This is a genomic window from Nocardioides sp. F233 (assembly GCF_057813895.1).
On record NZ_JBVASH010000002.1, the window covers coordinates 908,265 to 932,254 of the forward strand.

The 23,990-nt window shown below is 72.5% G+C and carries 22 protein-coding genes; 11 read left to right on the plus strand and 11 right to left on the minus strand.

The window, feature by feature from the left end:
- Window positions 1–11: 11 nt before the first annotated feature.
- The 3 genes from ACZYRU_RS10770 (at window position 12) to ACZYRU_RS10780 (ending at window position 3,842) form a co-directional block, all read left to right on the plus strand.
- The gene (locus ACZYRU_RS10770; RefSeq protein ID WP_488957076.1) at window positions 12–1,364 is read left to right on the plus strand and encodes a PucR family transcriptional regulator; all 1,353 of its coding nucleotides are present in this window, start codon (window positions 12–14) and stop codon (window positions 1,362–1,364) included.
- 114 nt (window positions 1,365–1,478) lie between these two features.
- Window positions 1,479–2,417 carry an agmatinase gene (gene speB / locus ACZYRU_RS10775; RefSeq protein WP_488957077.1) on the plus strand — a complete coding sequence of 313 codons (939 nt, stop codon included), beginning with the start codon at window positions 1,479–1,481 and terminating at the stop codon, window positions 2,415–2,417.
- Window positions 2,418–2,528: 111 nt separating this feature from the next.
- Window positions 2,529–3,842, plus strand: coding sequence for an HNH endonuclease signature motif containing protein (locus ACZYRU_RS10780; RefSeq protein WP_488957078.1), 1,314 nt, complete (start codon window positions 2,529–2,531; stop codon window positions 3,840–3,842).
- Window positions 3,843–3,850: 8 nt separating this feature from the next.
- On the opposite strand, the gene ACZYRU_RS10785 is transcribed toward ACZYRU_RS10780, so the two are convergent.
- The 3 genes from ACZYRU_RS10785 to serA all read right to left on the minus strand — a co-directional run bounded on the left by ACZYRU_RS10785 (window position 3,851) and on the right by serA (window position 6,485).
- Entirely contained in the window at window positions 3,851–4,603 is a 753-nt protein-coding gene (locus tag ACZYRU_RS10785; protein ID WP_488957079.1) for a PKD domain-containing protein, read from the minus strand.
- Window positions 4,600–5,061: a DUF6318 family protein gene (locus ACZYRU_RS10790; protein ID WP_488957080.1), complete on the minus strand. Its 462-nt coding sequence runs from the start codon at window positions 5,059–5,061 to the stop codon at window positions 4,600–4,602. Before ACZYRU_RS10790 ends, ACZYRU_RS10785 begins: the two co-directional genes overlap by 4 nt.
- Before the next feature lie 230 nt (window positions 5,062–5,291).
- Complete coding sequence (gene serA / locus ACZYRU_RS10795; RefSeq protein WP_488957081.1) at window positions 5,292–6,485, minus strand: phosphoglycerate dehydrogenase; 1,194 nt, start codon at window positions 6,483–6,485, stop codon at window positions 5,292–5,294.
- Window positions 6,486–6,570: 85 nt separating this feature from the next.
- Between serA and ACZYRU_RS10800 the strand changes: the two genes are divergently transcribed.
- The 5 genes from ACZYRU_RS10800 (at window position 6,571) to ACZYRU_RS10820 (ending at window position 11,259) form a co-directional block, all read left to right on the plus strand.
- Window positions 6,571–7,938, plus strand: a complete 1,368-nt coding sequence (locus ACZYRU_RS10800; protein WP_488957082.1) for an NAD(P)-binding protein — start codon at window positions 6,571–6,573, stop codon at window positions 7,936–7,938.
- A gap of 10 nt (window positions 7,939–7,948) precedes the next feature.
- Window positions 7,949–8,377, plus strand: a complete 429-nt coding sequence (locus ACZYRU_RS10805; RefSeq protein WP_488957083.1) for a nuclear transport factor 2 family protein — start codon at window positions 7,949–7,951, stop codon at window positions 8,375–8,377.
- A 123-nt stretch (window positions 8,378–8,500) separates the two neighbouring features.
- A complete protein-coding gene (locus ACZYRU_RS10810) occupies window positions 8,501–9,844 on the plus strand; it encodes an amidohydrolase family protein (protein WP_488957084.1) in 1,344 nt (447 codons plus the stop codon).
- Between the two features lie 61 nt (window positions 9,845–9,905).
- Complete coding sequence (locus ACZYRU_RS10815; protein ID WP_488957085.1) at window positions 9,906–10,310, plus strand: SgcJ/EcaC family oxidoreductase; 405 nt, start codon at window positions 9,906–9,908, stop codon at window positions 10,308–10,310.
- 10 nt (window positions 10,311–10,320) lie between these two features.
- The gene (locus tag ACZYRU_RS10820; protein ID WP_488957086.1) at window positions 10,321–11,259 is read left to right on the plus strand and encodes a sigma-70 family RNA polymerase sigma factor; all 939 of its coding nucleotides are present in this window, start codon (window positions 10,321–10,323) and stop codon (window positions 11,257–11,259) included.
- A gap of 70 nt (window positions 11,260–11,329) precedes the next feature.
- Here ACZYRU_RS10820 and ACZYRU_RS10825 read toward each other — a convergent pair whose 3' ends face one another.
- Genes ACZYRU_RS10825 through gabT form a run of 3 tightly spaced genes read right to left on the minus strand, consistent with a single transcriptional unit; the run spans window position 11,330 to window position 15,368 of the window.
- The gene (locus ACZYRU_RS10825; RefSeq protein WP_488957087.1) at window positions 11,330–12,715 is read right to left on the minus strand and encodes an NAD-dependent succinate-semialdehyde dehydrogenase; all 1,386 of its coding nucleotides are present in this window, start codon (window positions 12,713–12,715) and stop codon (window positions 11,330–11,332) included.
- Window positions 12,716–12,741: 26 nt separating this feature from the next.
- Window positions 12,742–14,013: a Glu/Leu/Phe/Val family dehydrogenase gene (locus ACZYRU_RS10830; protein WP_488957088.1), complete on the minus strand. Its 1,272-nt coding sequence runs from the start codon at window positions 14,011–14,013 to the stop codon at window positions 12,742–12,744.
- Window positions 14,013–15,368, minus strand: a complete 1,356-nt coding sequence (gene gabT / locus ACZYRU_RS10835; protein WP_488957089.1) for a 4-aminobutyrate--2-oxoglutarate transaminase — start codon at window positions 15,366–15,368, stop codon at window positions 14,013–14,015. The genes ACZYRU_RS10830 and gabT overlap by 1 nt, the downstream gene beginning before the upstream one ends.
- 84 nt (window positions 15,369–15,452) lie before the next feature.
- Between gabT and ACZYRU_RS10840 the strand changes: the two genes are divergently transcribed.
- Complete coding sequence (locus tag ACZYRU_RS10840) at window positions 15,453–16,925, plus strand: PucR family transcriptional regulator (RefSeq protein WP_488957090.1); 1,473 nt, start codon at window positions 15,453–15,455, stop codon at window positions 16,923–16,925.
- A gap of 12 nt (window positions 16,926–16,937) precedes the next feature.
- Here the strand turns inward: ACZYRU_RS10840 and ACZYRU_RS10845 are convergent, their stop codons facing one another.
- Both ACZYRU_RS10845 and ACZYRU_RS10850 read right to left on the minus strand, forming a co-directional pair.
- On the minus strand, window positions 16,938–17,522 hold the full coding sequence (locus ACZYRU_RS10845) for a hypothetical protein (RefSeq protein WP_488957091.1): 585 nt from the start codon (window positions 17,520–17,522) through the stop codon (window positions 16,938–16,940).
- A gap of 17 nt (window positions 17,523–17,539) precedes the next feature.
- On the minus strand, window positions 17,540–18,787 hold the full coding sequence (locus ACZYRU_RS10850) for a class I adenylate-forming enzyme family protein (protein WP_488957092.1): 1,248 nt from the start codon (window positions 18,785–18,787) through the stop codon (window positions 17,540–17,542).
- A 22-nt stretch (window positions 18,788–18,809) separates the two neighbouring features.
- Here ACZYRU_RS10850 and coaE point away from each other — a divergent pair, with 22 nt between their 5' ends.
- Window positions 18,810–19,397 carry a dephospho-CoA kinase gene (gene coaE / locus ACZYRU_RS10855; RefSeq protein WP_488957093.1) on the plus strand — a complete coding sequence of 196 codons (588 nt, stop codon included), beginning with the start codon at window positions 18,810–18,812 and terminating at the stop codon, window positions 19,395–19,397.
- A gap of 1 nt (window position 19,398) precedes the next feature.
- Here the strand turns inward: coaE and ACZYRU_RS10860 are convergent, their stop codons facing one another.
- Together ACZYRU_RS10860 and ACZYRU_RS10865 are read right to left on the minus strand one after the other, a co-directional pair.
- Complete coding sequence (locus ACZYRU_RS10860; RefSeq protein ID WP_488957094.1) at window positions 19,399–20,361, minus strand: sigma-70 family RNA polymerase sigma factor; 963 nt, start codon at window positions 20,359–20,361, stop codon at window positions 19,399–19,401.
- Window positions 20,362–20,524: 163 nt separating this feature from the next.
- Window positions 20,525–20,761, minus strand: a complete 237-nt coding sequence (locus ACZYRU_RS10865; protein ID WP_488957095.1) for a helix-turn-helix domain-containing protein — start codon at window positions 20,759–20,761, stop codon at window positions 20,525–20,527.
- A gap of 7 nt (window positions 20,762–20,768) precedes the next feature.
- Between ACZYRU_RS10865 and ACZYRU_RS10870 the strand changes: the two genes are divergently transcribed.
- Window positions 20,769–21,842, plus strand: coding sequence for a cytochrome P450 (locus tag ACZYRU_RS10870; protein ID WP_488957096.1), 1,074 nt, complete (start codon window positions 20,769–20,771; stop codon window positions 21,840–21,842).
- Here ACZYRU_RS10870 and ACZYRU_RS10875 read toward each other — a convergent pair.
- A complete protein-coding gene (locus ACZYRU_RS10875) occupies window positions 21,806–23,989 on the minus strand; it encodes a S9 family peptidase (protein WP_488957097.1) in 2,184 nt (727 codons plus the stop codon). The genes ACZYRU_RS10870 and ACZYRU_RS10875 overlap by 37 nt on opposite strands.
- Window position 23,990: the final 1 nt, after the last annotated feature.

Here is a 23,990-nt window from a genome sequence, read left to right on the forward strand (position 1 = left end):
GCGGGGGAGAGGTGCTGCTCCACGAGCTGCTCGACGACCCTGCGCTCGGTCTCGAGGTGCTGGTCCCCGGTGCGCCGGGCCGTGAGGTCCGCATGGTGCACAGCATCGAGGTCGCCGACCCCGGGGAGTTCCTCCGCGGCGGCGAGGTCGTGCTCACCACCGGTGCCTGGCAACGGCTCGGCCAGACGCCCGCGGCCTGGCTGTCGAAGGTCGCGGACGCGGGCGCGATCGCCGTCGGCTTCGGACGGCTCGCCCCGGACGAGGAGCCGCCGGCCGAGCTGGTCGCCGCTGCTCGCGAGCGCGGGCTGACCTGCTTCGCGGTGCCCGTCGCGGTGCCGTTCGTCCAGCTGGCCGAGGTGTTCGTCGCCGCCAAACGGGTCGAGTGGGAGGCGCCACTGCGTCGCCAGCTCGAGCACCACGGTGCCATCGTCGCCGCGCTGCGGGCCGAGCGCGGGGTCGACTCCGTGCTGCGGGTGCTGCGCAGACGGCTCGGCATCGAGGTCGCGGTCGTCGCCGGTACGACGACCCACGGCCCCGTCCCCGAGCACGGCTGTCCGGTGACGCTGATCGGCGAGGGTCTCGCCGACGCGTCGCTGGTCCTGCCGCGCCCGCTCGTCGAGCTCGACGTCGACGTCCAGGCCGCCGTGTCCAGTGCGATGCCCTTCCTGGCCCTCGAGCTGGAGCGGGAGCGGGCCGTGCGTGCCACGGAGCAGCGCTACGCGTGGGAGGTGGTCGAGTGGATCGCCACCGGCGTGGCTGCGTCGGCGGTGACCGCCCGCCTCGAGGCGCTCGGGGTCCCGCTCGACCGCACGCTGCGCTGCCTGGTCGCCCGGGGCGTGGGCCCGGAGGCGGTCGCGGCCGCGCTGGCGCCGTACCTCATCGTCGAGCGGGCCGACGACGTCGTGTGCCTGGTGGGCGAGGACGTCGCCCGGGTGCCGGTCGCCGGGTACGTCGGTGTCGGGCAGCCGGCCGCGGCCGGGGAGCTGCGGGTCAGCCTGCTCCAGGCGCGGCACGCCGCCGACGCGCTGGTGGCCCGGGGCGTCGAGGGCTGGCTGACCCACGAGGAGCTGGCCAGCCCGGCGGTGCTGCTCGCGGCGCAGGACCCGGCGGTGCTCGAGGCGCTCGCCCGGACCGTGCTCGGCGGGGTGCTCGACAGCGACCGTGACCGGGGGACCGAGCTGGTCGCCACGCTGCGTGCCTTCCTCGACGGCGGCGGGCGCTGGCAGGAGACGGCGGACGCGCTGCACGTGCACATCAACACGCTGCGGCACCGGATGAAGCGGGTCGAGGAGCTGACCGGCCGCTCGCTGGCCTCGACCGCCGACCGGGTCGACCTGTTCCTGGCGTTGCGGGCCCTGTCCTGATTGGAGGATCCTCCAATGCCCTTCGTCGACATTGGATGATAGACCTCTCCCGTTCGGACGTGCGGTGGCTCACGCTGGGCGGAGCCGAGAAGTGACCAGCCAGGGAGGCGCAGCATGACCGTCGGACCCGTCGACGCGACCCAGATCCCGCGGTACGCGGGGGACACCACCTTCGCCCGCCTGCCGCGGCTCAGCGACGTCCGCGACGCCGACACCGTCGTGTGGGGCGTGCCCTTCGACGGCGGTGTCTCCTACCGCCCCGGCGCGCGCTTCGGCCCGAACCACATCCGCCAGTCCTCGCGGCTGCTGCGGCCCTACAACCCGGCCAACGACACCGAGCCGTTCAACCGGGCGCAGGTCGCCGACGCCGGAGACCTCGGCGCCAACCCGTTCTCGCTCGACGAGGCGATCGCTTCGATCGAGACCGGCGCCCGCGAGCTGTCCGGTACCTCGCGCACCCTGCTCACCATCGGCGGCGACCACACCATCGCCCTGCCGCTGCTGCGGGTACAGGCCGAGCGGCACGGACCGATCGCCGTGCTCCACTTCGACGCGCACCTCGACACGTGGGACACGTACTTCGGTGCGCCGTACACCCACGGCACGCCGTTCCGTCGTGCGTCCGAGGAGGGGCTGATCGACTTCACCCACGCGATGCACATGGGCATCCGCGGGCCGCTCTACAGCAAGCTCGACCTCGACGAGTCCGAGGCGCTGGGCTTCTCCGCCGTCCACGCCCGCGACTTCGTGCGCTCGCCGATCGACGACATCATCAACCGGATGCGCGACCGCCTCGGCGACCGCCCGGTCTACGTGTCGCTCGACATCGACGTCCTCGACCCCGCCTTCGCCCCCGGCACCGGCACCCCCGAGGCCGGCGGCCTCTCCAGTGCCCAGCTGCTCGAGGTGCTCCGCGGCCTCGAGGGCCTCAACGTCGTCGGCGCCGACATCGTCGAGGTGTCTCCGGCGTACGACCACGCCGAGATCACCGGCATCGCCGCCGCGCACGTGGCCTACGAGCTGCTGTCGGTGCTGCCGGGCAAGCCTGCCTAGTCCGCTTCCTCGGCCAGCAGGTGTCCCGCACGCGTGCCATCGGGCGATTCTCCTCGGGGCTGTCGGACCACGCAGCACCTTTGTGTCGGACCCGCGTGATGGGGTGTCGGCATGGTCACCGATCGGGCGGTGGCGGACCTGGCGGGTCTGCCGGCTGAGGGGGTTCTCGACTTCGTCGAGGCTGCTCATGCTGCGCGCCTGGAGGCCGAGCGGCAGGTGTTGCGGGCGGCGTACCAGTGGGCGGTGCTGCACCATCCCGACCGGCTGCCCCCGTCGGATCGTCGTGGTCGGTCGCGTGCGCGCCGGCTCGGTGGGGCGGGGACTCCGTGGGTGACCGAGCACGCTGCTGCAGCGTTCGGCGCGCGGATCCAGACCAGCCCCTACGGCGCGCGGCGGTTGATCGCGGACGCGCTCGACCTGGTGCTCCGCCTGCCCAGGTTGTGGGCAGGCGTCGAGGCCGGGACGGTGCGGGTACCCCACGCCCGGTGGGTCGCTGCGGCGACCCGGGAGCTGTCGGTCGAGGAAGCAGGATGGGTCGACGTCGAGGTGGTCGAGGCCGCGGACGGCCGGTTGTCGTGGTCGCGCTTCGAGTTGCTGGTCGAGGGCAAGGTCGCCGCGGCAGCGCCGGAGCTGGCTCGGGCTCGTGAGGAGGCTGCGGCCAAGGAACGTTGCGCCCGGGCCTCCCGCGTCAATCGGCACGGTATGGCGACCTTCGTGATCAAGGCCGACGCGGTCACGATCGCGGGGATCGATGCTGCCGTGACCGCGGTCGCCCACCGGTTCACGGAGACGATGCCCGATGCGTCGGTGAATGATCGTCGGGTCGCGGCCGCTGCGTTGTTGCTGAACCCGGCCGCCCATCACGAGCTCGACGAGACGGTGGGTCCGGTGAAGGTGCGGGCGAAGGTCTACCTGCATCTGTACGCCGACTCGCCGATCGTCCGGGTGGAGGGTCATGGCCCGGTCACCGTCGGCAGGGTGATGGAGATGCTGGACGGCAGCGCGGCGAAGGTGCAGGTGACGCCGGTGGTGGATGTCGCGGGGATGGCGCCGGTGGATGCCTACGAGATCCCGGCCCGGTTGCGTGAGGCAGTCCATCTGATCCATCCCGCCGATGTGTTCCCGTTCGCGGCGAACACGTCGCGGCGGATGGATCTGGACCATGCGGTGCCGTACAGCGAGGGCGGGGTCACGGGGATCGAGAACCTGGGGCCGTTGACAAGGACGCACCATCGGATCAAGACCCATGCCGGATGGCAGGTGCGACATCCGTTCCCCGGGATCGTGATCTGGCGCGATCCCTACGGGGCCTTCTACCTGGTCGATCCGACCGGAACGCGACGTATCACCAGCCCACGGGCTGGTGAGGAACCCACGCGTGCGGATGTGATGGTCACGCAGATGCTCCTCGACTACGCCGCGTGAGCTCGACGTCAGTAGCCGACGAGCTTGGGCTTCGCCTCGATCGCGCGCAGCGGTTGGCCGGGGCCGTCGATGGTGACCGTGCCGGGGATGGTCTGCCAGGGGCCGTCGGCGACCTGGTAGCGGCCGGTGTAGGTGGTGGAGAGGCTCGGCAGGTAGTTGCCCTTGAGCTTGTAGTTGTGGGTGATGGTGAGGGCCGGGTAGGGCGCGCCGGGTTCGGTGGTGCTGGTTGTCTGGCCGTCGCCGAAGTGCCAGGTGTAGGTGGCGGGGGTGGCTTCGAGGGTGACGGGTTGGTCGAGGAGGGTGACCGTCACGGTGGTCGGGGTCGTGGTGGTGGTGTAGAAGTTGGTCTTGAAGTTGACCAGGGTGAGGCCGTCGGGCGGTTGGATCACCAGGGTGCCGGGGTCGAGCTTGAGCTCGGCGAACGCTCTGCGGACGTCGTCGACGGTGAGTACCGGCGTTTCCTCGGCACCGCAGTACGACACGGCGATCTCTGGGGTGGACCCTGCCTGCTCGGCGCCCGGGCAAGCAGCTTGGCCGATCAGGATGGTTGGGCCGTTGGGAGTGGGCCCCGAGGACGCGTTGCCAGCCGGTGCCGGCTGCCCCTCTGCTCCTCGGGTGTTGTCACCGTCGATGGCATCGGCGACCAACCCGCCTTCTGTAGTCCCGGCCGTGACCTCGGGATCGGGATCATCGCCGTCGGCCACGGCCGCCCCGCTCCACGTCACGGAGCAGATCACCGCGACGGCGAGCGCCGCCCTCACCTCGACTCCAGGACGTCTGTTCGCCATGCACCGTCGACCCAGATCAGATACGCGATGAAGCGGTTGTCCTTCGGCGCTACACCTTCCTTGCTGCCATCGCCTCGAACGATGGTCTGTGCAGCGTTGCGAGCGGTGAGCGCAACCTCCATCCCGTAGATCGACCTGTCCTTTGGGGACACGTCCTTCAGGTGCCGGACGGTCAAGGTGTAGTCACCGCCCTCGGTGTGTCCGCCGGCCGTGTAGAGGTCGGTGACGGCATTGATGGCGCGCCGACAGCCCTCGCACGTCGTCCCGGAGACGGACTTCAGGCCGGTCACGTCGCCCGTCGCCTGGGCGTAGTTGATCAGCTCCCAGTAGTACTCGATGAACGCCCGAGCCCCGGCCTCACTCGCTTCGGCAGCAGCAGCGGGCAGCTCCGGCTCGACCGGATCGGGCGCGGCCGACGTGGGCGTCTCCATCTTCCCCGTCGGGGTCCACGTCGAGGACGGATCCCGCGGCGACGCGTCGCCGTCCGAGCACCCGGCAAGCGCTAGCAGCACCACGGCCGCGAGGGCGGCACATTTCGTCGTACGCAAAGGTCCTCCCGAGAATTGCAGCGCCCGGACCGGGGACGCGTTCGCGACGCTATCCCGATCCGGGCGGCAGGCGCCACCAGCAGGTGGCGAGGTGTGGAAAGGCCCTCAGGCGTTCACCAGGTGCGTGCCCACACGGCGTACTCGGCTGCGCGGAGCCGGTCGAGGGCGGCGGTGGAGAGGGGCTCGGCGGCGTCGATGACGACGTAGCCGAGTCCGTCCTTGGTGGACAGGACCTGGTCGACGACGTTGTCGCCGGCCTCGGCGAAGGTGGCGTTGAGGTCCGCGAGGACGCCGGGGACGTTGTGGTGCAGCAGGCCGAGGCGGCGACCGGTGGGCAGCTCGGGCGGCTGGACGGCGGGCAGGTTCACCGAGAGCGCGGTGCTGCCCTCGAGGGCGAAGCGGGCGAGCTTCTCGGCGACGAACCAGCCGATCTCCTCCTGCGCCTCCTGCGTGGAACCACCGATGTGCGGCGTCAGGATGACGTTGTCGAGGCCGCGCAGCACGGACTCGAAGGCGTCGCCCTGGGCCTTGGGCTCGGCCGGGAAGACGTCGACGGCGGCGCCGGCGATGTGGCCGGAGACCAGGTGGTCGCGCAGGGCCTCGTTGTCGACGACCATGCCGCGCGAGGCATTGATGAACAGGGCGCGCGGCTTCATCGCGGCGAACTCGGCGGCACCGAAGAAGCCGGCGTTGCCCGGGCGGCCGTCGACGTGGAGGCTGACGACGTCGGAGACCTCGAGCAGCTCCTTCAGCGAGCGCACGCGGCGGGCGGTGCCGTGGGCGGGGCGGTCGGCGGTGTCGTAGAAGACGACGTTGAAGCCGAGGGCCTCCGCGACGGTGGAGAGCTGGGTGCCGATGTTGCCGTACCCGACGATGCCGAGCGTGCGGCCGCGGACCTCGTGGCTGCCCTTGGCCGACTTGTCCCAGACGCCCTCGTGCATGCGCTGGGTCTTCTCCGGCAGGCGGCGCGCGAGCGCGATGATCTCGGCGATGACCAGCTCGACGACGCTGCGCGTGTTGGAGTACGGCGCGTTGAACACGCCGATGCCCTGGGCGGCAGCGGTCTTCAGGTCGACCTGGTTGGTGCCGATGCAGAAGCAGCCGACGGCGACGAGGTCGGACGCGGACTCGAGGACCTTCGTGGTCACGTTCGTGTTGGAGCGCACACCGAGCAGGTGCACACCCGGCAGGGCGGCGAGCAGCTCGTCCTCGGACAGGGAGCCCGGTCGCAGCTCCACCTCGTAGCCCCGGGCCTCCAGGGTCTCGACGGCGGCCGGATGGATGTTCTCGAGCAGCAGAGCCTTCACGAGGAAACCCTACGGCCCAGCGCGACTCCGACCGGCAGCGGGCTGAGGCGTGGACACCCTCACGTACAGGTGCTTTCGTGGATCCATGACGCGCATCGTCGATGCCGACTACCTCGTGGTGGGGGCCGGCGCGATGGGGATGGCCTTCACGGACGCCCTGGTCGACCATGCCGACGTACGGGTGGCTCTCGTCGACCGCCGTCACGGGGTGAGCGGGCACTGGCTCGAGGCGTACCCGTTCGTGCGCCTGCACCAGGCCTCCGCGTTCTACGGCGTCGCGTCGACCCTGCTGGGCGGTGGTCAGCTCCAGCAGCACGGGCCGGAGGAGGGCCTGCAGGAGCGGGCCACGCAGGCGGAGGTCTGCGCCTACTACGCCCGGGCCCTCGACCGGATGGTCGAGTCCGGCCGGGTCGAGTTCTTCCCGAACAGCGAGTACGTCGGTGACCGCACGGTCGCCTCGCGCATCTCGGGGGAGCGGTTCGTCGTGCCGGAACGCTGCCGCGTCGTCGATGCGCGCTACCTCGCGCCCAGCATCCCGGCGGAGAAGCCGCCCCCGTTCGAGGTCTCCGACGGTGCCCGGGTGCTGGCGGTGAACGAGCTCGCGCGACTGGAGGAGGCGCCGAGCCAGTACATCGTCGTCGGGGCGGGCAAGACCGCGACCGATGCCTGCATCTGGTTGCTGTCCCGGGGCGTGGATCCCGATGCGATCTGCTGGGTGCGGGCCCGTGACCCGTGGATGATGAACCGGGCGGTCGTCCAGCCGCGGCCCGAGGTCTTCCTCGCCATGGCCGCCGACGTCATGTCGACGGCGGCGCGCGCGTCCTCGGTCGAGGACCTGTTCCTCGGCCTCGAGGACGCCGGCGTGATGCTGCGGATCGACCGCACCGTGATGCCGACGATGGCCAAGGCGCCAACGCTCGCCACCTGGGAGCTGGAGCAGCTGCGCACCCTGGAGAACGTGGTGCGGCACGGCCACGTCGTGTCGGTGCGGCGAGGCAGCCTCACCTTCGCCGACGGGGACGTGGGGATCGCCGAGGACGCCGTCGTCGTGCATTGTGCGGCAGACGGTCTGAAGTACCCGCCGCAGGTGCCGGGGTGGCAGCCAGGGTCGATGACCCTGCAGGCGATCCGGGCCGGGTTCCCCTGCTTCGGTGCCGCGCTGACCGGGTACGTCGAGGCCACCCGCCACGACGACGACGAGAAGAACCGGCTGTGCCCGCCCACGCCGTACGGCAACTCGATGGTGGAGTGGGCCCGGATGAACGCCCTGGGCACCCGCGCCGCGATGGCGTTCTCGGCGGAGCCCGACATCAAGGAGTGGGCCAGCTCCGCCGCGATCAACCCGGCGCGGATCCCGCCCGGCCACGCCGGATCACCGGCACTCGACAGTGCTCTCGAGCGGCTGGCGGCGTCCACGCCTGCCGGCGTGGCCGCGCTCGCGGAGCTGACCTAGTTTCGACCTCGTGAGCAGCCTCCTCGAGCGCCTCACCGCGGCGCAGAACCTCCACGACGCAGCGCTCTTCGCGTCGTACTTCGCCGAGGACTACGACAGCCGGCAACCCGCCCACCCGGGCCGGGCGTTCTCCGGACGTCAGCAGGTGCTGGAGAACTGGACCGCGGTCTTCGCCGGCGTACCGGACTTCCGGGCCGAGCTCGTGGCCACCGCCCGCGACGGGGACGTCGAGTGGGGTGAGGTCGACTGGACAGGTCGCCACACGGACGGCTCGCCCTTCGCCATGCGTGGAGTCCTCATCCTCACCGTGCACGACGGCCTCGTCGCGGCCGCACGGCTGTACGTCGAGCCCGTCGAGCGCAGCGACCAGGACATCGATGCTGCCGTGGACGACCTGTACCGACCGCCGCGCGAGCGCGGCACGAGCACCGAGGACTGAGCACGGCCGAAACCGCCGGCCCCCGGCGGGAGGTGCGCCTCCGGCTACCCGATTTTGACCGTCGACACCCGTCTCCGAGCGGCATAGCGTGAAGAGCCTGTGCTGGAGCGGGAGGTGGTGTCGATGTGTGACGAGAGTGCCGAGGTGCCCGGCTCGATCCACTCGGTGGTGACCCGACGCGGAGTCCTGGCCGGCGCAGCCGCCCTCGCCGGCGTCAGCACTGTCGCCACCGCGAGCGAGGCCGACGGTACGACGGGCGCCGCCCGCCGCGCGCCCGGTCGACGCTTCCCGGGCCGGCCGCCGGTCCCACCACCGCTCGTGGTGCAGGGCGGACCGCTGCTCGACCCGCTGACCGGCGACGTGGTCGAGGACGCGGTCGTCGTGCTCGCCGAGGGCCGGGTGCTGGCGTCCGGCAGCCGCGACGCCACCCGGGCCGCCGTACGGGAGGTGTCCGGGACCGCACGCACGATCGACACCGGCGGCGGCTGGATCCTGCCCGGCCTGGTCGACGTGCACGTCCACGTCAACGCGCTCGCCGACGCGGCGGGCGTGCTGCACGCCGGGGCGACGTCGATCCGCAGCGGGACCTCGAACTTCTACCAGGACGTGGCGATGCGGCCGTTGGCGACGTGGAAGCCCGGCGTCGTCCCGCGGATGCGGGCGGCCGGTGTCTTCGTGACGCCCGACCTCGGCGACACCGTCCTCGCCGACCCCGACCTGGCCCCGCTCGCGAGCCTCGCCGGTGGTGTCCGCTCGCCCGAGGCGCTGGCGTACCTGGTCCGGGTCAACCTCTCCCGTGACGTCGACGTCGTGAAGACCCGGGCCAACCCGCGCGCCGGCATCGCCGCGCAGGACCCCCTCGAGCTCGTGTACGACGAGACCCAGGTCGGCGCGGTCGTCCGGGCGGCGCGCCGCGGCGGAGCCGGTGTGCTCTGCCACGCCTACAGCGCCGAGGGCTGCCACGGTGCGGTCGCGGCCGGAATCCGGAGCCTCGAGCACGGCGTCTTCGTCAGCGAGGAGACCCTCGAGCTGATGGTGCGGCGCGGCACGTACTTCACCCCGACCCTCGGCCCGATCCTGGGCCTCGCGGACGACCCGGACCCGATCCTGGCCCAGCGTGGGCGCGACTACGGGCCCGTCCTGAAGGCCGCCGTCCTGCGTGCCCACGAGCTCGGCATCCCGGTCGTGGCCGGCACCGACACCTTCGGTACGGCGACCCGCTCGATCGGCAGCGAGGTGCGGCTGATCGGCGAGACCGGTGTCCCGGCGCTCGACGCGCTGCGCGGCGCGACCACCACCGCGGCCCGGTTGCTCGGCTGGCAGGGTCAGGTCGGCCGGCTGACGCCGGGCCACCTCGCCGACCTCGTCGTCCTCGACGACAACCCGCTCGACGACCTCACCGCGATGGAGCGGGTCCAGCTGGTCGTCGCCCAGGGCGTCGTGGCCCGCGACGACCTCGCCGCCTGAGCACAGGAAAGAAGTTCGGTCGCACCCGGTGAGTTCCGTCGATCCCGGCGGTACGTAGTGCATGGACACCAACAAGACCGACCACACCACCGATGTCGACCAGATCGACGCCGTCCTCGCCGAGACCTACCGGGCCTGGGCCGACAACGACGCCGACGGCTTCGTGCAGCACTACACCGAGGACGCCACCGCGATCATGCCCGGCTCGCTGCGTCCCTCCCGGACTGCAGTCCGCGACGCCATGGCCGCGGGCTTCGCCGGACCGCTCAAGGGCAGCACCGCCGTCGATCGCCGCGTCGACCTGCGCTTCCTCGGCGCCGACGCGGCGATCGCGCGCAGCGAGGCGGGGATCCTGCTCGCCGGCGAGACCGACGTGCCGGCCGAGCGGATGGTCAACGCCACCTGGGTGTTCGAACGACGCGACGGCAGGTGGATGATCGCGGCGTACCACAACAGCCCTGCCTGATCGGAGCCCGGTGACAAGCACGTACGACGACGCCGGGTTCGCCCGGCAGCTCGAGCCGTTCCGCAGTGAGCTCACGGCACACTGCTACCGCATGCTCGGCTCGGCCCACGACGCTGAGGACGTCGTGCAGGAGACCTACCTGCGCGCATGGCGTGCCCGGGAGCGGTACGACGACCAGCGGGCCTCGGTGCGCACGTGGCTGTACCGCATCGCCACCAACGCCTGCCTCACCGCGCTGAAGGGCGGCAACCGACGCCCGCTGCCGTCCGGCCTGGTGCCCGAGACGGACCCGCGCGGCCCGTTCGAGCTGGGGGAGGTGCCGTGGCTGCAGCCGATGCCGGACGCCCGCGTGCCCGGGGTCGACCCGAGCAGCATGCGGCTCGCGTTCGTCGCCGCGCTGCACCACCTGTCCGCCCGGCAGCGCGCGGTGCTGGTGCTGCGCGACGTCCTCGACTTCTCGGCGGCGGAGACCGCGGAGATCATCGACACGACCGTCGTCTCGGTGAACAGTGCACTGCTGCGGGCCCGGGCGAGCATGGCGAAGGTCGATGTCGACGCCACCAGGGAGCCGGACGAGGTCGAGGCGAGGGCGTGGGTCGACCGCTACACGGCGGCCTTCACTGCGGCCGACGTCGACGCCCTCAAGCGGCTGCTCAGCGCCGACGTGGTGATGGAGATGCCGCCGATGACCAACTGGTTCCGCGGGCCGGAGAACTACGGCGTCTTCATGGACTGGGTCTTCGAGGTCAACGGCACCGACTGGCGCACGGTCCCGGTCGAGGCCAACGGCCAGCCGGGCTTCGCGGCGTACGTGCTGCGTGACGGCAGCTACCACCGGCACACGCTGCAGGTCCTCACGCTGTCGGAGGCCGGGTTCACCCGGAACTCGGTCTTCATCGACGAGCAGGTCCTCGACACGTTCGACCTGCCGGCCCGGCTCCCCGGCTGAGAAAAAAGCGGAACCGCCCCTCACCATCGGCACGGTGAGGGGCGGCCCGGAGCTGAACCTCGTGACTGACTCAGCTCCAGTCGACGCTGTAGTAGCGCGTCTCCTGGTACTCGCGGATGCCCTCGTGGGCGCCCTCGCGGCCGATGCCGCTCTGCTTGACCCCGCCGAACGGCGCGGAGGGGTCGGAGACGATGCCGCGGTTGATGCCGACCATGCCGGCGTCGATCCGCTCGCCGAGGCGCAGCGCGTCCTGGAGGCGGCCGGCGTACACGTAGGCCGCCAGGCCGAACTCGGTGTCGTTGACCGACGCGAGCAGCTCGGCCTCGTCGGTCCAGGTGACGATCGGCGCAACCGGGCCGAAGATCTCCTCGGAGAGGATCGGCGCACCGACGGGTACGTCGACCAGGATCGTCGGCGGGAAGAACCAGCCGTCGGCAGGGACGGTGCCCTGCACGGCGATCTTCGCGCCGTCGGCGACCGCGGCGTCGACCAGCTTGGTGATGCCGGTGAGCGCCTTCTCGCTGATGACCGGGCCGATCTGGTTGGACTCGTCCGCGGACGGGCCGACCTTGAGCGCGGCGACGGCGGCCGAGAACTTGTCGACGAACTCGACGGCGACGTCGGCGTGCACGTAGAACCGGTTGGCCGCGGTGCAGGCCTGGCCGCCACCACGGAACTTGGCGATCATCGCGCCGGCGACGGCCGCGTCGATGTCGGCGTCGGCGGTGATGACGAACGGCGCGTTGCCGCCCAGCTCCATGCTGGAGTTGAGGACTCGGTCCGCCGCCTGGCGCAGCAGGGTGCGGCCGACACCGGTGGAGCCGGTGAAGCTGACCTTGCGGACACGGGCGTCCTCCAGCCAGGCCGTCACGACGGCGGCGGCGTCGGTGGTCGGGACCACGTTGACGACGCCCTCGGGCACGCCGGCCTCGAGCAGGATCCTCGCCACCGCGAGCGCGGTCAGCGGGGTCTCCGCGGCCGGCTTGAGGACGACGGTGCAACCGGCGGCCAGGGCCGGCGCGATCTTGCGGGTCGCCATCGCAGCCGGGAAGTTCCACGGCGTGATCAGCGCGGCCACGCCGACGGGGGCGTAGGTCACCAGGGTCTTGGCGTTGCCGGCCGGCGCGTCGCCGTACGTGCCCTCGCCGCGGACGGCCTCCTCGCTGAACCAGCGGAAGAACTCGGCGGCGTAGTTGACCTCGGCGCGGGCGTCGGCGACGGACTTGCCGTTCTCCGAGGCGATCAGGCCGGTGAGCAGGTCGGCGTCGCGGATCATCAGGTCGTAGCAACGACGCAGGATCTCGGCGCGGACCCGGGCGGGCGTCGCGGCCCAGGCCGGGAAAGCCGCGGAGGCAGCGTCGACCGCGGCGGTCGCGTCGGCGACGGTGCCGTCGGCGACGGTGTCGATGACCGCGCCGGTGGCGGGGTCGTGCACCTCGAAGGTGGTGTCAGTCATCGTTGTTTCTCCAGTCGTTCAGAGGATCACGGGTAGAGGCCGCGCAGCTGGTGCGCCTGGGCCACGCGCTCGACGGCGAGGCAGGTGGCCGCGGTGCGCAGGGGTACGTCGAGCCGGGTGGCGGCGGCGTTGACCGACTCCCACGCGTCGAGCATCCGCTCGGCGAGGCGGTCCTCGACCTCGTGCTCGCTCCACCAGTAGGCCTGGTTGGCCTGCACCCACTCGAAGTAGGACACGATCACGCCGCCGGCGTTCGCCAGGATGTCCGGTACGACGAGCCGGTCGGCCTCCCGGAAGATCCGGTCGGCCTCGGGCGTGGTCGGGCCGTTGGCGCCCTCCACGATGACCTTGGCCTTGACCCGTCCGGCGTTGTCGGCACGCAGCACGCCCTCGACGGCAGCGGGGACGAGCAGGTCGACCTCGGCCTCGAGCACGTCGTCGTTGGTGATCGGCTCGGCTCCGGGGAAGTCGACCACCGAGCCGGTGGCGTCGACGTGCTTCTCCAGCGCCGGCACGTCCAGGCCGCCGGCGGCGAACACCGCGCCGTACTGGTCGGACACCGCGAGCACCCGGGTGCCGGCCTCGGCGAGGAAGCGGGCGGCGTACCGGCCCACCTTGCCGAAGCCCTGCACGGACGCCGTGGCGCCGTTCGGGTCGATGCCGCGCGAGCGCAGCGCCGCCAGGGCGACGTGGACGACACCGCGCGAGGTGGCGGTGGCACGGCCACGCGAGCCGCCGAGGCTGATCGGCTTGCCGGTGGTGACGCCGAGGACGGTGTGGCCCTGCTGGACGGAGTAGGTGTCCATCAGCCAGGCCATGGTCTTCTCGTCGGTGCCGATGTCGGGCGCCGGGATGTCGCGCTCGGGACCGATCAGCGGGCTGATCTCGCTGGTGTAGCGGCGGGTCACGCGCTCCAGCTCGGCGGCCGAGTAGTTGCGCGGGTCGATCCGCACGCCGCCCTTCGCGCCGCCGTACGGCACGTCGAGCAGGGCGCACTTCCAGGTCATCCACATCGCCAGCGCGCGGACCTCGTCGAGGTCGACGTCGGGGGAGTAGCGCAGACCGCCCTTGGCCGGGCCGCGGGAGAAGTTGTGCTGGACCCGGTGGCCGACGAACAGCTCGGTGGTGCCGTTGTCACGGCGCAGCGGGATGCTGACGGTCACCTCGCGGCGCGGCGTGGCGAGCATCTGGTGCAGGCCCTCGTCGTAGCCGAGCAGCGTGGTGGCCTCCCGCAGCTGCGTGCGGGCGTCGTTCAGCGGCCCGATCGCGGTGGCGACGGGCTCCTGGAGCGCGGTCATCAGTTCTCCTGGAAGACTTCCGTGAGGAGGTCGAGCGCCTCGTCGAGCAGGTGGTCGGGCATCGACAGCGGCGGCAGGAAGCGCAGCACGTTGCCGTAGGTGCCGCAGGTCAGCACGACCAGGCCCTTGGCGTTGGCGGCGGCGGCGACCTTCTTGGTGAGGTCGGCGTCGGGCTCGGTGGTGCCGGGCTTGACCAGCTCGACGGCGATCATCGCGCCGCGGCCCCGGACCTCGCCGAGGCGCGGGTCGTTCTCCTGCAGGGCGGCGAGGCGCTCGGTCATGGTCTTGCCGATGGTGCGGGCGCGGTCGACCAGGCCCTCGGCCTCGATCGTCTCGAAGACGGCGAGCGCGGCGGCGCAGGCGAGCGGGTTGCCGCCGTACGTGCCACCGAGGCCGCCGGCGTGCGCGGCGTCCATCAGCTCGGCGCGGCCGGTGACGGCGGCGAGCGGGAGGCCGCCGGCGATGCCCTTGGCGGTCACGATCAGGTCGGGGACGACACCCTCGTGGTCGCAGGCGAACAGCTCGCCGGTGCGGGCGAAGCCGGTCTGCACCTCGTCGGCGACGAAGACGACGCCGTTCTCGCGGCACCAGGCCACGAGGGTCGGCAGGAAGCCCTCGGCCGGGACGATGAAGCCGCCCTCGCCCTGGATGGGCTCGATCACGATCGCGGCCAGGTTGTTGGCGCCGACCTGCTTCTCGATGACGTCGATCGCCTTGCGGGCCGCCTCGACGCCGTCGAGACCGCCGTCGCGGAAGGGGTAGGACAGCGGGGCGCGGTAGACCTCGGAGGCGAACGGGCCGAAGCCGCTCTTGTACGGCATGTTCTTCGCCGTCATCGCCATCGTGAGGTTGGTGCGGCCGTGGTAGGCGTGGTCGAAGACGACCACGGCCTGCTTGCCGGTGGCGGAGCGGGCGATCTTCACGGCGTTCTCGACGGCCTCGGCGCCGGCGTTGAACAGCGCGGAGCGCTTCTCGTGGGTGCCGGGGGTGAGCTCGTTGAGCTTCTCGGCGACGGCCACGTAGCCCTCGTAGGGGGTGACCATGAAGCAGGTGTGGGTGAACTCGGCGACCTGGCGGGTCACGGCCTCGACCACGCGCGGGGCGCTGTTGCCGACGGTCGTCACGGCGATGCCGGAGCCGAGGTCGATCAGCTGGTTGCCGTCGGCGTCGACGAGGATGCCGCCACCGGCCGCGACGACCTGGACGGGCAGGCCGACGGCGACGCCGGACGCGACCGCCTTCGCCTTGCGGGCCGCCAGCTCCTGCGAGCGGGGGCCGGGGATCGCGGTGACGAGGCGTCGCTCCTGGGTGATGCCAGGGCCGCCGGAGGTGTGCCCGGAGGTGTTGTCGGTCATGGGTACGACGGTAGGACCGCCCGGCGCGCCCCACCATGCTCCATCTGCACAATTTGGATTGAATGGTTGTGCAAGAATCGCACCATGGTGACGGTGGCCGACCTGGTGGCGATGCCCGGGCTCGGCCTGCGCCCGGCCGAGGGCGCGCCTCCGCTCGACGGGCCGGTGCTGCGCTGGGTCGCGACGAGCGAGCTGGCTGACCCGACGCCGTACCTCGAGGGCGGGGAGCTGCTGCTCACGACCGGCCTCGGCACGCGGGGGTGGAGCCAGGAGTGGACGGCGTACGTCGACCGGCTGGCCGACGCCGGCGCGGCGGCCCTCGGGCTCGGCACCGGCCTCACCCACCCCTCGCTGCCCGACGCGTTGGTGCAGGCCTGCGCGGCGCGCGGGCTGGTGCTGCTCGAGGTACCACGGGCCACGCCCTTCGTCGCCGTCTCCCGCGCGGCGGCCGAGCTGCTCCAGGACCAGGAGGCAGCCACCACCCGGCTCGCGCTGGACCTGCAGCGCCGGCTCACCCGGGCCGCGCTCGGCCTGGACCTGCGCCCGCTCGTCGAGCGGCTGGCCCAGCTCCTCGACGCGAGCGTGGCGCTGGTGCAGCGCGACGGCGAGCCGGCCGACGGCCCGCTCGGCGCCCACCCCGAGACCCTCGACCTCGACCTCGTCCGGGCCGAGGTCGCCGGGATCAAGGGCCAGGGCCTGGGCGCCGTCTCGACGACGACCCGCGACCGCGACACCACGGTGGTCCGCCCGATCGGCCTCGCCGGACGCCCCGAGCTCTACCTCGCCGTCTGCCTGCCCGGCGGGCTCGACGAGCCGCAGCGCTCCGCGGTCAGCACGGCAGCGGTGCTGCTCAGCCTCGCCGTCGAGCGCCGGGCCGAGCGTCGCGCGGCCGACCGACGGCTGCGCGGACGTGCCCTCGAGCTGCTCTGCGCCGGCGACCTGCGCTCGGCGGAGGTGCTGCTCGACGCAGCGGAAGGCGGCCGGGCGGTGCCCGAGCGGCTGCGCGTCGTACGGATGACCGGGCCGGAGGAGGCGCTCGGCGACGTGCTCGAACGCCTCGAGGAGGGCCTCGCCGACGACGGAGTGCTGGCCGGCCTCGTCGACGGGGAGCTGGTGGCGGTCGCCGTACCGTCGCGGGTCGGGGCCGTGCTCGCCCTGGCTGCCGGGTTGCGGGCCGGCGTCGGCCGCGCCGTCCCCGCGCAAGAGGCCCGGCGCGGCGCGGAGACGGCCGGCCACGCCCTCGACCGCACCACCGCCGCGAGCCCGTTCCGGCGCTGGGAGGAGGTCGCCGATGCCGGGCCGCTGGCGCTGGTGCCCGAGTCCCTGGGCCACGAGTACGCCGCCACCTTCCTCGCGCCGCTCGACGCCGAGCACCGCACCACCCTGGCCGCCTTCCTGCGCCACCACGGTTCCCGCGGCGCCGTCGCCGACGACCTCGGCGTGCACCGCAACACCGTGCGCAACCGGCTGGCCGAGATCGAGCGGCTCACCGGGCTCGACCTCGACGACCCGGCCGCCCGGGTGGGGGCGTGGCTCGCGCTGGAGCTGTCCGGCTGAGCCGCTCCCCGGTCACTCCGCAGGGGAAGTGACGTGGAGGGCGTACTCCACGTCCGTGCGGAAGTCGCCGCTCCGGCCGCTGATCGTGAGCCGGTGCTCGCCCGGAGGCAGCGCGTCGAGGACCGTCCACAAGCCGCATCCGACGCCCGTGGTGGGTCCGTCCGGGGTGTCGACGACGACGTGCTCGGCATCGAGGGACAGCAGGGGCAGGTCGACACCGTCCAGCCGGATGTGTCCGCGAGCGTCGACCATGAACTCGGCGCACTCCTCGACAGACTGCGCCACCCGGTTCACGGCAGGTACGACGACCCGACGGCCCTCCGGCACGTCGCAGGAGCGCACGGCTCTCCCGCCGTAGGTGCCGGCCAGGAACCACAGGTCGCTCGGCTGGCCGACCGCGCAGTGCTCGCCGGTCCGGTCCTCGACGGGATCCCGGCCCGCAGGTGCGGTCCACGCCCAGGACCACCACCGGGCCTGGAACGCCTGGACCGCGGCGGGCGACGTCACGTCGGTGCCGGAACCCTGATCTCCCGTCGACCCGGACGAGCAGGCCGTCGCGAGCAGACCGGAGAGGACGAGTGCGATGACCTTGGTCACCCCCCGCACGGTAGTCGTCAGCTGCCCGAGGCGAGCTCGGAACGCCGCACCTTGCCGGTCAGCGTGCGCGGGAGCTCGGCCAGGAAGACGTACTCCTTCGGCCGCTTCGGCGGTGCCAGCTGCTCCCGGGCGAAGCCCCGCAGGTCGTCCTCGGACGGCCCGTCCGGACCGACCACCACCGCCGCACACACCCGCTGGCCCCACTGCGGGTCGTCGACGCCGTAGACCGCGATGTCCAGGACGCCGGCGCAGGTGCCGAGGACCTGCTCGACCTCGGTCGGGTACACGTTGACGCCGCCGCTGATGACCAGGTCCTCGCGGCGGCCGTCGAGGAAGAGGTAGCCGTCGGCGTCGAGCCGGCCGAGGTCGCCGACGGTGAACGCCGGCCCGTCGGGGGTGTCACGCCAGGCGGCGGCGGTCTTCTCGGGCGCGCCGAAGTAGGTGAACCGGGCGAAGGACGGGACCGTGCACCAGATCGTGCCGTCCGCGTCGGTCCGCAACCCACGACCCGGGCGGGCGCGGCCGACGGTGCCGGGGCGCTCCAGCCACTCCTCGCTGCGGCAGGCGGTGAACTGGCCCTCGGTCGAGCCGTAGAACTCCCACGTCGAGCCCGGCGGGAAGGCCTCGATCAGCCGGTGCTTGAGGTCGGTCGGGCACGGGGCGCCGGCGTGCGCGACCAGCCGGAAGCAGGACAGGTCGGGCGTGCCGTGCTCGTCCCAGTGCGCGAACAGTCTCTGCAGGTGGGTCGGCACGCAGAACATGGTGGTCGGCCGCTCGGCCTCGATCGCCGCCGTCACCGCGGCCGGGTCGAACGGCCCGGGGATCACGATCCGGCCACCGGCGAGGACGGTTCCCATCGCGAACCGCAGCGGCGCGGAGTGGTACAGCGGGCCGAGCACCAGGTTCACGTCGTCGGGGGAGAAGCCCCACAGGTCGCGCTCCTCGGCGACCAGGGCCTCCGCGTCGCCGGCGGACAGCGGTCCCGACCAGACGCCCTTCGGCACCCCGGTCGTGCCGCTGGTGCAGTGCATCGGACGGCCGAGCGGGAGCCCCGGCGCGGGCAGCGACGAGACGAGAGCGGCCAGCTCCTCCGTCGTCCGTACGACGACCGTCGGCTCCAGTCCGGCGAGGATCCGTGACTGCTCGGCGGGCGTGAGCCGCGGGTCGAGCGGGATCGGGAAGACGCCCGCGGTGAGCATGCGGACCACGGCGTCGACGTACGCGTGGGAGCCGGACAGGAGCAGGGCGACCCGTTCGTTCTCCACAGCCTCACAGTAGGGTCCGCGTGTGCGCGTCGGACTGACCGGGGGGATCGCCTCGGGGAAGAGCACCGTCTCGTCGATCCTGCGGGAGCTGGGGGCGGTCGTCATCGACGCCGACCAGATCGCGCGCGAGGTCGTCGCGAAGGGGACACCGGGCCTCGCGGCCGTCGTCGAGGCCTTCGGGGCCGAGATGCTGACCCCCGAGGGCGAGCTGGACCGCCCGAGGATGGGCGCGCTCGTCTTCGGTGACGAGGCTGCCCGGCGCCGGCTCGAGGGGATCGTGCACCCGCTCGTGTTCGAGCGCTACGCCGAGCTCGAGGCCTCCGCGCCCACCGACGCGATCGTGGTCCACGACATCCCACTGCTCGTCGAGTCCGGCCGCGCCGAGGAGTTCGACGCCGTGATCGTCGTCGACGCGCCCGAGGAGCTGCAGGTCGAGCGGATGGTGCGCGACCGCGGCTGGACCGAGGAGGACGGCCGCTCCCGGATCGCGGCCCAGGCGACCCGCGAGCAGCGGCGGGCCGTGGCGACGTACCTCATCGAGAACACCGGGACGCACGAAGACCTCCGTCGGCAGGTGACGGAGGTCTTCGCGGAGCTGACGGGCGCCTGAGTCAGGCGGCCATGTCGGGGTCGCCCAGACGACGCAGCTTCTGCAGCGCCTCGCGCTCGAGCTGGCGCACCCGCTCGGCGGAGATGCCGTGCTTGACGCCGATGTCGGCGAGCTTGTGCTGGCGGCCGTCGACCAAGCCGTAGCGCTCCCGGATGATGTCGGCGGCCCGCGCGTCGAGCTGGTCGACGAGGTTGTTGAGCCGCTCGCGGGCCTCGACGTCGAGGACGGTCAGGTCCGGGCCGGGCGAGGTCTCCTGCGCCATCAGGTCACCGAGCGAGGTGTCGCCGTCCTCGTCGATCGGGGTGTCGAGGCTGACGTGCTCGCGGCCCCACGCCATCAGGTCGAGGACCCGCTCGACCTCGAGGCCGAGCTCGGCCGCGATCTCGGCCGGCTCCGGGTCGCGGCCCAGCTGGCGCTCGAGCGTACGACGGGCGCCGCCGACCTGGTTGAGCTCCTCGACCACGTGCACGGGCAGCCGGACCACGCGGGCCTGCTGCGCGATGCCGCGGGTGATGGCCTGGCGGACCCACCAGGTGGCGTAGGTGGAGAACTTGTAGCCCTTGGCGTAGTCGAACTTCTCGACCGCGCGGATCAGGCCGGTGTTGCCCTCCTGGATCAGGTCGAGCATCGGCATCTGTGCGCGGCCGTACTTGCGAGCGATGGACACCACGAGGCGCAGGTTGGCGTTGATGAACTCAGTGACGGCCTTGCGGCCCTCCTCGGCGATCCACTCGAGCTCGGCCTCGGTGGCCTGCTTGGGGGCACCGCCCTTGCGACGGCCGACCCGGCCCTCGGCGAGCAGCTGCTCGGCGTACAGGCCGGCCTCGATCGCCTTCGCGAGCTCGACCTCCCGCGCCGCGTCGAGCAGGGGGGTGCGGGCGATCTCGTCGAGGTACAGCCCGACGCTGTCGCGTCCCTCGATCTCGCGTCCGGTGTTGCGCGTCCTCGTCATCGTCGCTGCCATGGCGTCCCTCCTTGCCCCGTGCGGCTGGAGCCCATCCGCACCTGTGGTTCCCAACACCGGGGAGGTACCCGGGATTCCCCCGGGACCTTCGGTGTTGCTCTCACCGGCTTTGACGTCTGGGAAACCCCGGAAGTTGCGCCTGAGGACGAATCTCAGGGAGTTCTCAACTTCGCCGGGAACGCAGCGCCTCCAGCGCCAGGCAGAGAGCGGCCACGTCCCGTGGTCGGTCCAGGCGGCGACCGGTCCGCTCCTCGAACCGGCGCAGCCGGTGCCGGACCGTGTTGGCGTGGCAGGAGAGCCGCTGTGCGGTCTTGCTGGCCGACCCGCCGACCTCCACCCACACCTCGAGCGTCTCGAGCAGGCTGTAGCGGTCGGCCTCGGCGACCCACCCCGACGACATCCGGATCGTGCTCGGCGGCAGCCCGGACCCGTTCGCGCCCGACCCCGAGGCCAAGCGCAAGGGCATGTACGCCTTCCAGCCGACCGCGCTGAGCATCTCCCGCGGCGACCTGTGGCGCGACCGCCGGGCCTTCGCCGACGCCGTGCTGCACCCGGACTCGCCGCTGCACCCGTTGGCCGCGTCCTTCGCCGCGATCGCCGCGGAGGAGGCCGACGCGCTGCTCGAGGCCGACGGCCCGCTGCGGTTCGACGCCCTCAACGCCGCCTTCCAGCGGCTCACCCGCCGGGTCGTGCTCGGCGCGGCGGCCGCGGACGACACCGGGCTCACCGAGCAGCTCGGCGAGCTGATGGCGGCCGGCAACAAGATGCCGGGCCAGCCCGCGCCGGGGTACGACGCGTTCCACGAGCGGCTGGCGTCGTACGTCGCCGCACCGGATCCCGACGCGCTGGCCGGACTGGTCGCCGCCGCCCCCGCCACCGACGAGACCGACGTGCCCGGGCAGCTGATCCACTGGCTGTTCGCGATGGGCGACACCCTGCCGACCACCCTGTTCCGGGCGCTCGCGCTGCTCGCCACCCACCCCGACGCGCTCGACCGGGTCCGCGCGGAGCTCGGCGACGGGCCTGCCACGGTGGAGACGATCGCCGGGTCGTCGTACCTCGCCGGGTGCGTGCTGGAGGCGACGCGGCTGTGGCCGACGACCTCGCTGTTCGGGCGGGTGCAGGCTGCCGAGTACCGCTGGGTCAACGGCCAGAAGACGCCCGAGGGCACCCAGCTGCGGATCCCCAACCTCTTCAACCACCGCAACAGCGCCCGCATCCCGTACGCCGACCGGTTCGCCCCCGAGGAGTGGAGCGAGGGCACGGCCGGTGACGACTGGTCGTTCAACTTCTTCAGCCACGGCCCGCAGGGCTGTCCCGGGGCGGGGCTGTCGATCTTCCTCGGCCAGGCCGTGCTCGGCCGGCTGGTCGCGACCGCGACGCCGACGCTCGAGGCAGGTCCGCGGCTGAGTGGGGACGCGGACCTGCCCTACGGCTTCGACGTCTACTCGTCGGCGATCGGCTGGCTCGGGGAGGACTGAGCCGACGTGAGGGGCGCCACGTCGGCCAGGCCGAGGCGGTCGAGGATCCAGGCCAGCGAGAAGGCCCGGTCCTCCCAGGCGCGGTAGCGCCCGGACACGCCGCCGTGTCCGGCGGCCATCTCGGTGCGCAGCAGCACGTCGGCCTGCGGGGCGCGCTCGCGCAGCCGCGCGACCCACTTGGCGGGCTCGACGTAGAGCACCCGGGTGTCGTTGAGCGAGGTCTCGGCCAGGATCGGCGGGTAGGGGAGGTCGGCGACGTTCTCGTACGGCGCGTAGCCGGCGATCCGCTCGTAGGCGACCGGGTCGTCGGTCGGGTTGCCCCACTCGTCGTACTCGGGAACGGTGAGGGGCAGCGTCGCGTCGAGCATCGTGGTGAGGGTGTCGACGAACGGGACGCCCGCCACGAAACCGCCGAACGCGTCGGGCGCCTGGTTGGCGACCGCGCCGATCAGCAGCCCGCCGGCGCTCGCGCCCTCCGCGACGATCCGGTCCGCGGTGGTCCAGCCGGCCTCGACGAGGTGGCGTGCCGCGGCGATGAAGTCGTCGAAGGTGTGCTGCTTGTGCTCGAGCTTGCCGTCGTCGTACCAGTGCCGGCCCATCTCGCCGCCGCCGCGCACGTGGGCGATCGCGAACGCCGCACCGCGGTCGAGCAGCGAGAGCCGGCTGACCGCGAAGTAGGGGTCGATCGAGGCCTCGTAGGCGCCGTACCCGTAGAGGTGGACGGGGACCGGCTCGGTCGTGCGCACGCCCTTGCGGACGACCAGCGAGATCGGGACCTGCACGCCGTCGACCGACGTCGCCCAGAGCCGGTGCTCCTCGTAGTCGTCGGCGTCGTAGCCACCGAGGACCGGCGCCTGCTTGCGGAGCACCAGGTCGCCGGAGCGCAGGTCGTGGTCGTAGACGGCCGAGGGGCGCGCGAGGCTGGTCATCCCGACCCGGATGGTCGGCTGCTCGAAGGCCGGGTTGCTGCCCGCGCCCACGGTGGCCAGCTCGCCGGGGAACTCCACGAACCGGTCGCCGGTCACGGGGTTCTCGGGGTCGTCGCCGAGGTCGAGGACGCGGACCTGGCTGCTGCCACCGCTGCGCTGCTGCACGACCAGGTGGCTCTCGAAGGCGTCGACGTCCTCGAGGCGGACCGCGAGGTCGTGGGGGAGCAGCGGCTGCCACTCCTTCGGAGGAGTCGGTACGGCGGGCGCGTGGCCCAGCTCGAACTCCGGACCGGTCGCGTTGTGGAGCACGAGGAACCGGTCCTCGCCGCCGACGACCGCGTGCTCGAGGGAGTACTCGACGCCGTCGGTGCGCTCGGCGAAGCAGACCGGCTGCGCCTTCGGGTCGGCCGCGTCGAGGACGTGGAACTCCGAGGTCGTCTTCGAGCTGGCCGCGATCATCACGTAGCGGCGGCTGCGGGTGCGGCCGACGCCCACGAAGTAGCGCCCGTCGGGCTCGTGGAAGACCAGCTCGTCGTCGGCCTGCGCGGTGCCGAGGCGGTGCCGCCAGACCTTGTCGGGACGCCAGGCGTCGTCGACGGTCGTGTAGTAGAAGTGGTCCGGCGAGCCGCCCCAGGTCACGCCGCCGAGCACGTCGGTGAGCACGTCCTCGTGCAGCTCGCGGGTCGCCAGGTCGAGCACGCGCACGGTGTAGCGCTCGTCGCCGACCACGTCGACGGCGTACGCGAGGAGCTGGTCGTCGGGGCTGACCGACGAGCCGCCGAGGCTGAAGAACTCGTGACCCTCGGCGAGCGCGTCGAGGTCGAGCAGCACCTCCTCGCCGGGCAGCGCGGGCTGGTCCGGGCTGGCATCGGCGGCGGGCTGCGGGGGAGTCCAGTCGTCCGGGGCGGTCACGGGGACGCGGCAGCTGGCGCCGTACTGGCGACCCTCGAACGAGCGCCCGTAGTACCAGAACCCGCGCACCCGGGTCGGGACCGACAGGTCGGTCTCGAGGGTGCGGGCCTTGATCTCGTCGAAGATCCGGCCGCGCAGGTCGGCCAGGTGCGCGGTGCGCTCCTGCGTGTACGCGTTCTCGGCCTCGAGGTGCGCGATGACCGCCGGGTCCTCCTTGTCACGCAGCCACTCGTACTCGTCGGTGCGGGTGTGGCCGTGGTTCGTCGTGGTGACCGGGTGGCGCGGGGCGCTCGGCGGGACGGGCATG

Coding starts and splice junctions, on each gene's coding strand:
- ACZYRU_RS10825 (WP_488957087.1), bottom strand. CDS start 12,715: ATGACTGACACCACCTTCGAGGTGCACGACCCCGCCACCGGCGCGGTC.
- ACZYRU_RS10865 (WP_488957095.1), bottom strand. CDS start 20,761: ATGTCGTCGGGGTGGGTCGCCGAGGCCGACCGCTACAGCCTGCTCGAG.
- ACZYRU_RS10840 (WP_488957090.1), top strand. CDS start 15,453: ATGGTGACGGTGGCCGACCTGGTGGCGATGCCCGGGCTCGGCCTGCGC.
- ACZYRU_RS10790 (WP_488957080.1), bottom strand. CDS start 5,061: ATGGAGACGCCCACGTCGGCCGCGCCCGATCCGGTCGAGCCGGAGCTG.
- ACZYRU_RS10815 (WP_488957085.1), top strand. CDS start 9,906: ATGGACACCAACAAGACCGACCACACCACCGATGTCGACCAGATCGAC.
- gabT (WP_488957089.1), bottom strand. CDS start 15,368: ATGACCGACAACACCTCCGGGCACACCTCCGGCGGCCCTGGCATCACC.
- ACZYRU_RS10800 (WP_488957082.1), top strand. CDS start 6,571: ATGACGCGCATCGTCGATGCCGACTACCTCGTGGTGGGGGCCGGCGCG.
- ACZYRU_RS10875 (WP_488957097.1), bottom strand. CDS start 23,989: ATGCCCGTCCCGCCGAGCGCCCCGCGCCACCCGGTCACCACGACGAAC.
- ACZYRU_RS10830 (WP_488957088.1), bottom strand. CDS start 14,013: ATGACCGCGCTCCAGGAGCCCGTCGCCACCGCGATCGGGCCGCTGAAC.
- ACZYRU_RS10810 (WP_488957084.1), top strand. CDS start 8,501: ATGTGTGACGAGAGTGCCGAGGTGCCCGGCTCGATCCACTCGGTGGTG.
- speB (WP_488957077.1), top strand. CDS start 1,479: ATGACCGTCGGACCCGTCGACGCGACCCAGATCCCGCGGTACGCGGGG.
- ACZYRU_RS10780 (WP_488957078.1), top strand. CDS start 2,529: ATGGTCACCGATCGGGCGGTGGCGGACCTGGCGGGTCTGCCGGCTGAG.
- ACZYRU_RS10860 (WP_488957094.1), bottom strand. CDS start 20,361: ATGGCAGCGACGATGACGAGGACGCGCAACACCGGACGCGAGATCGAG.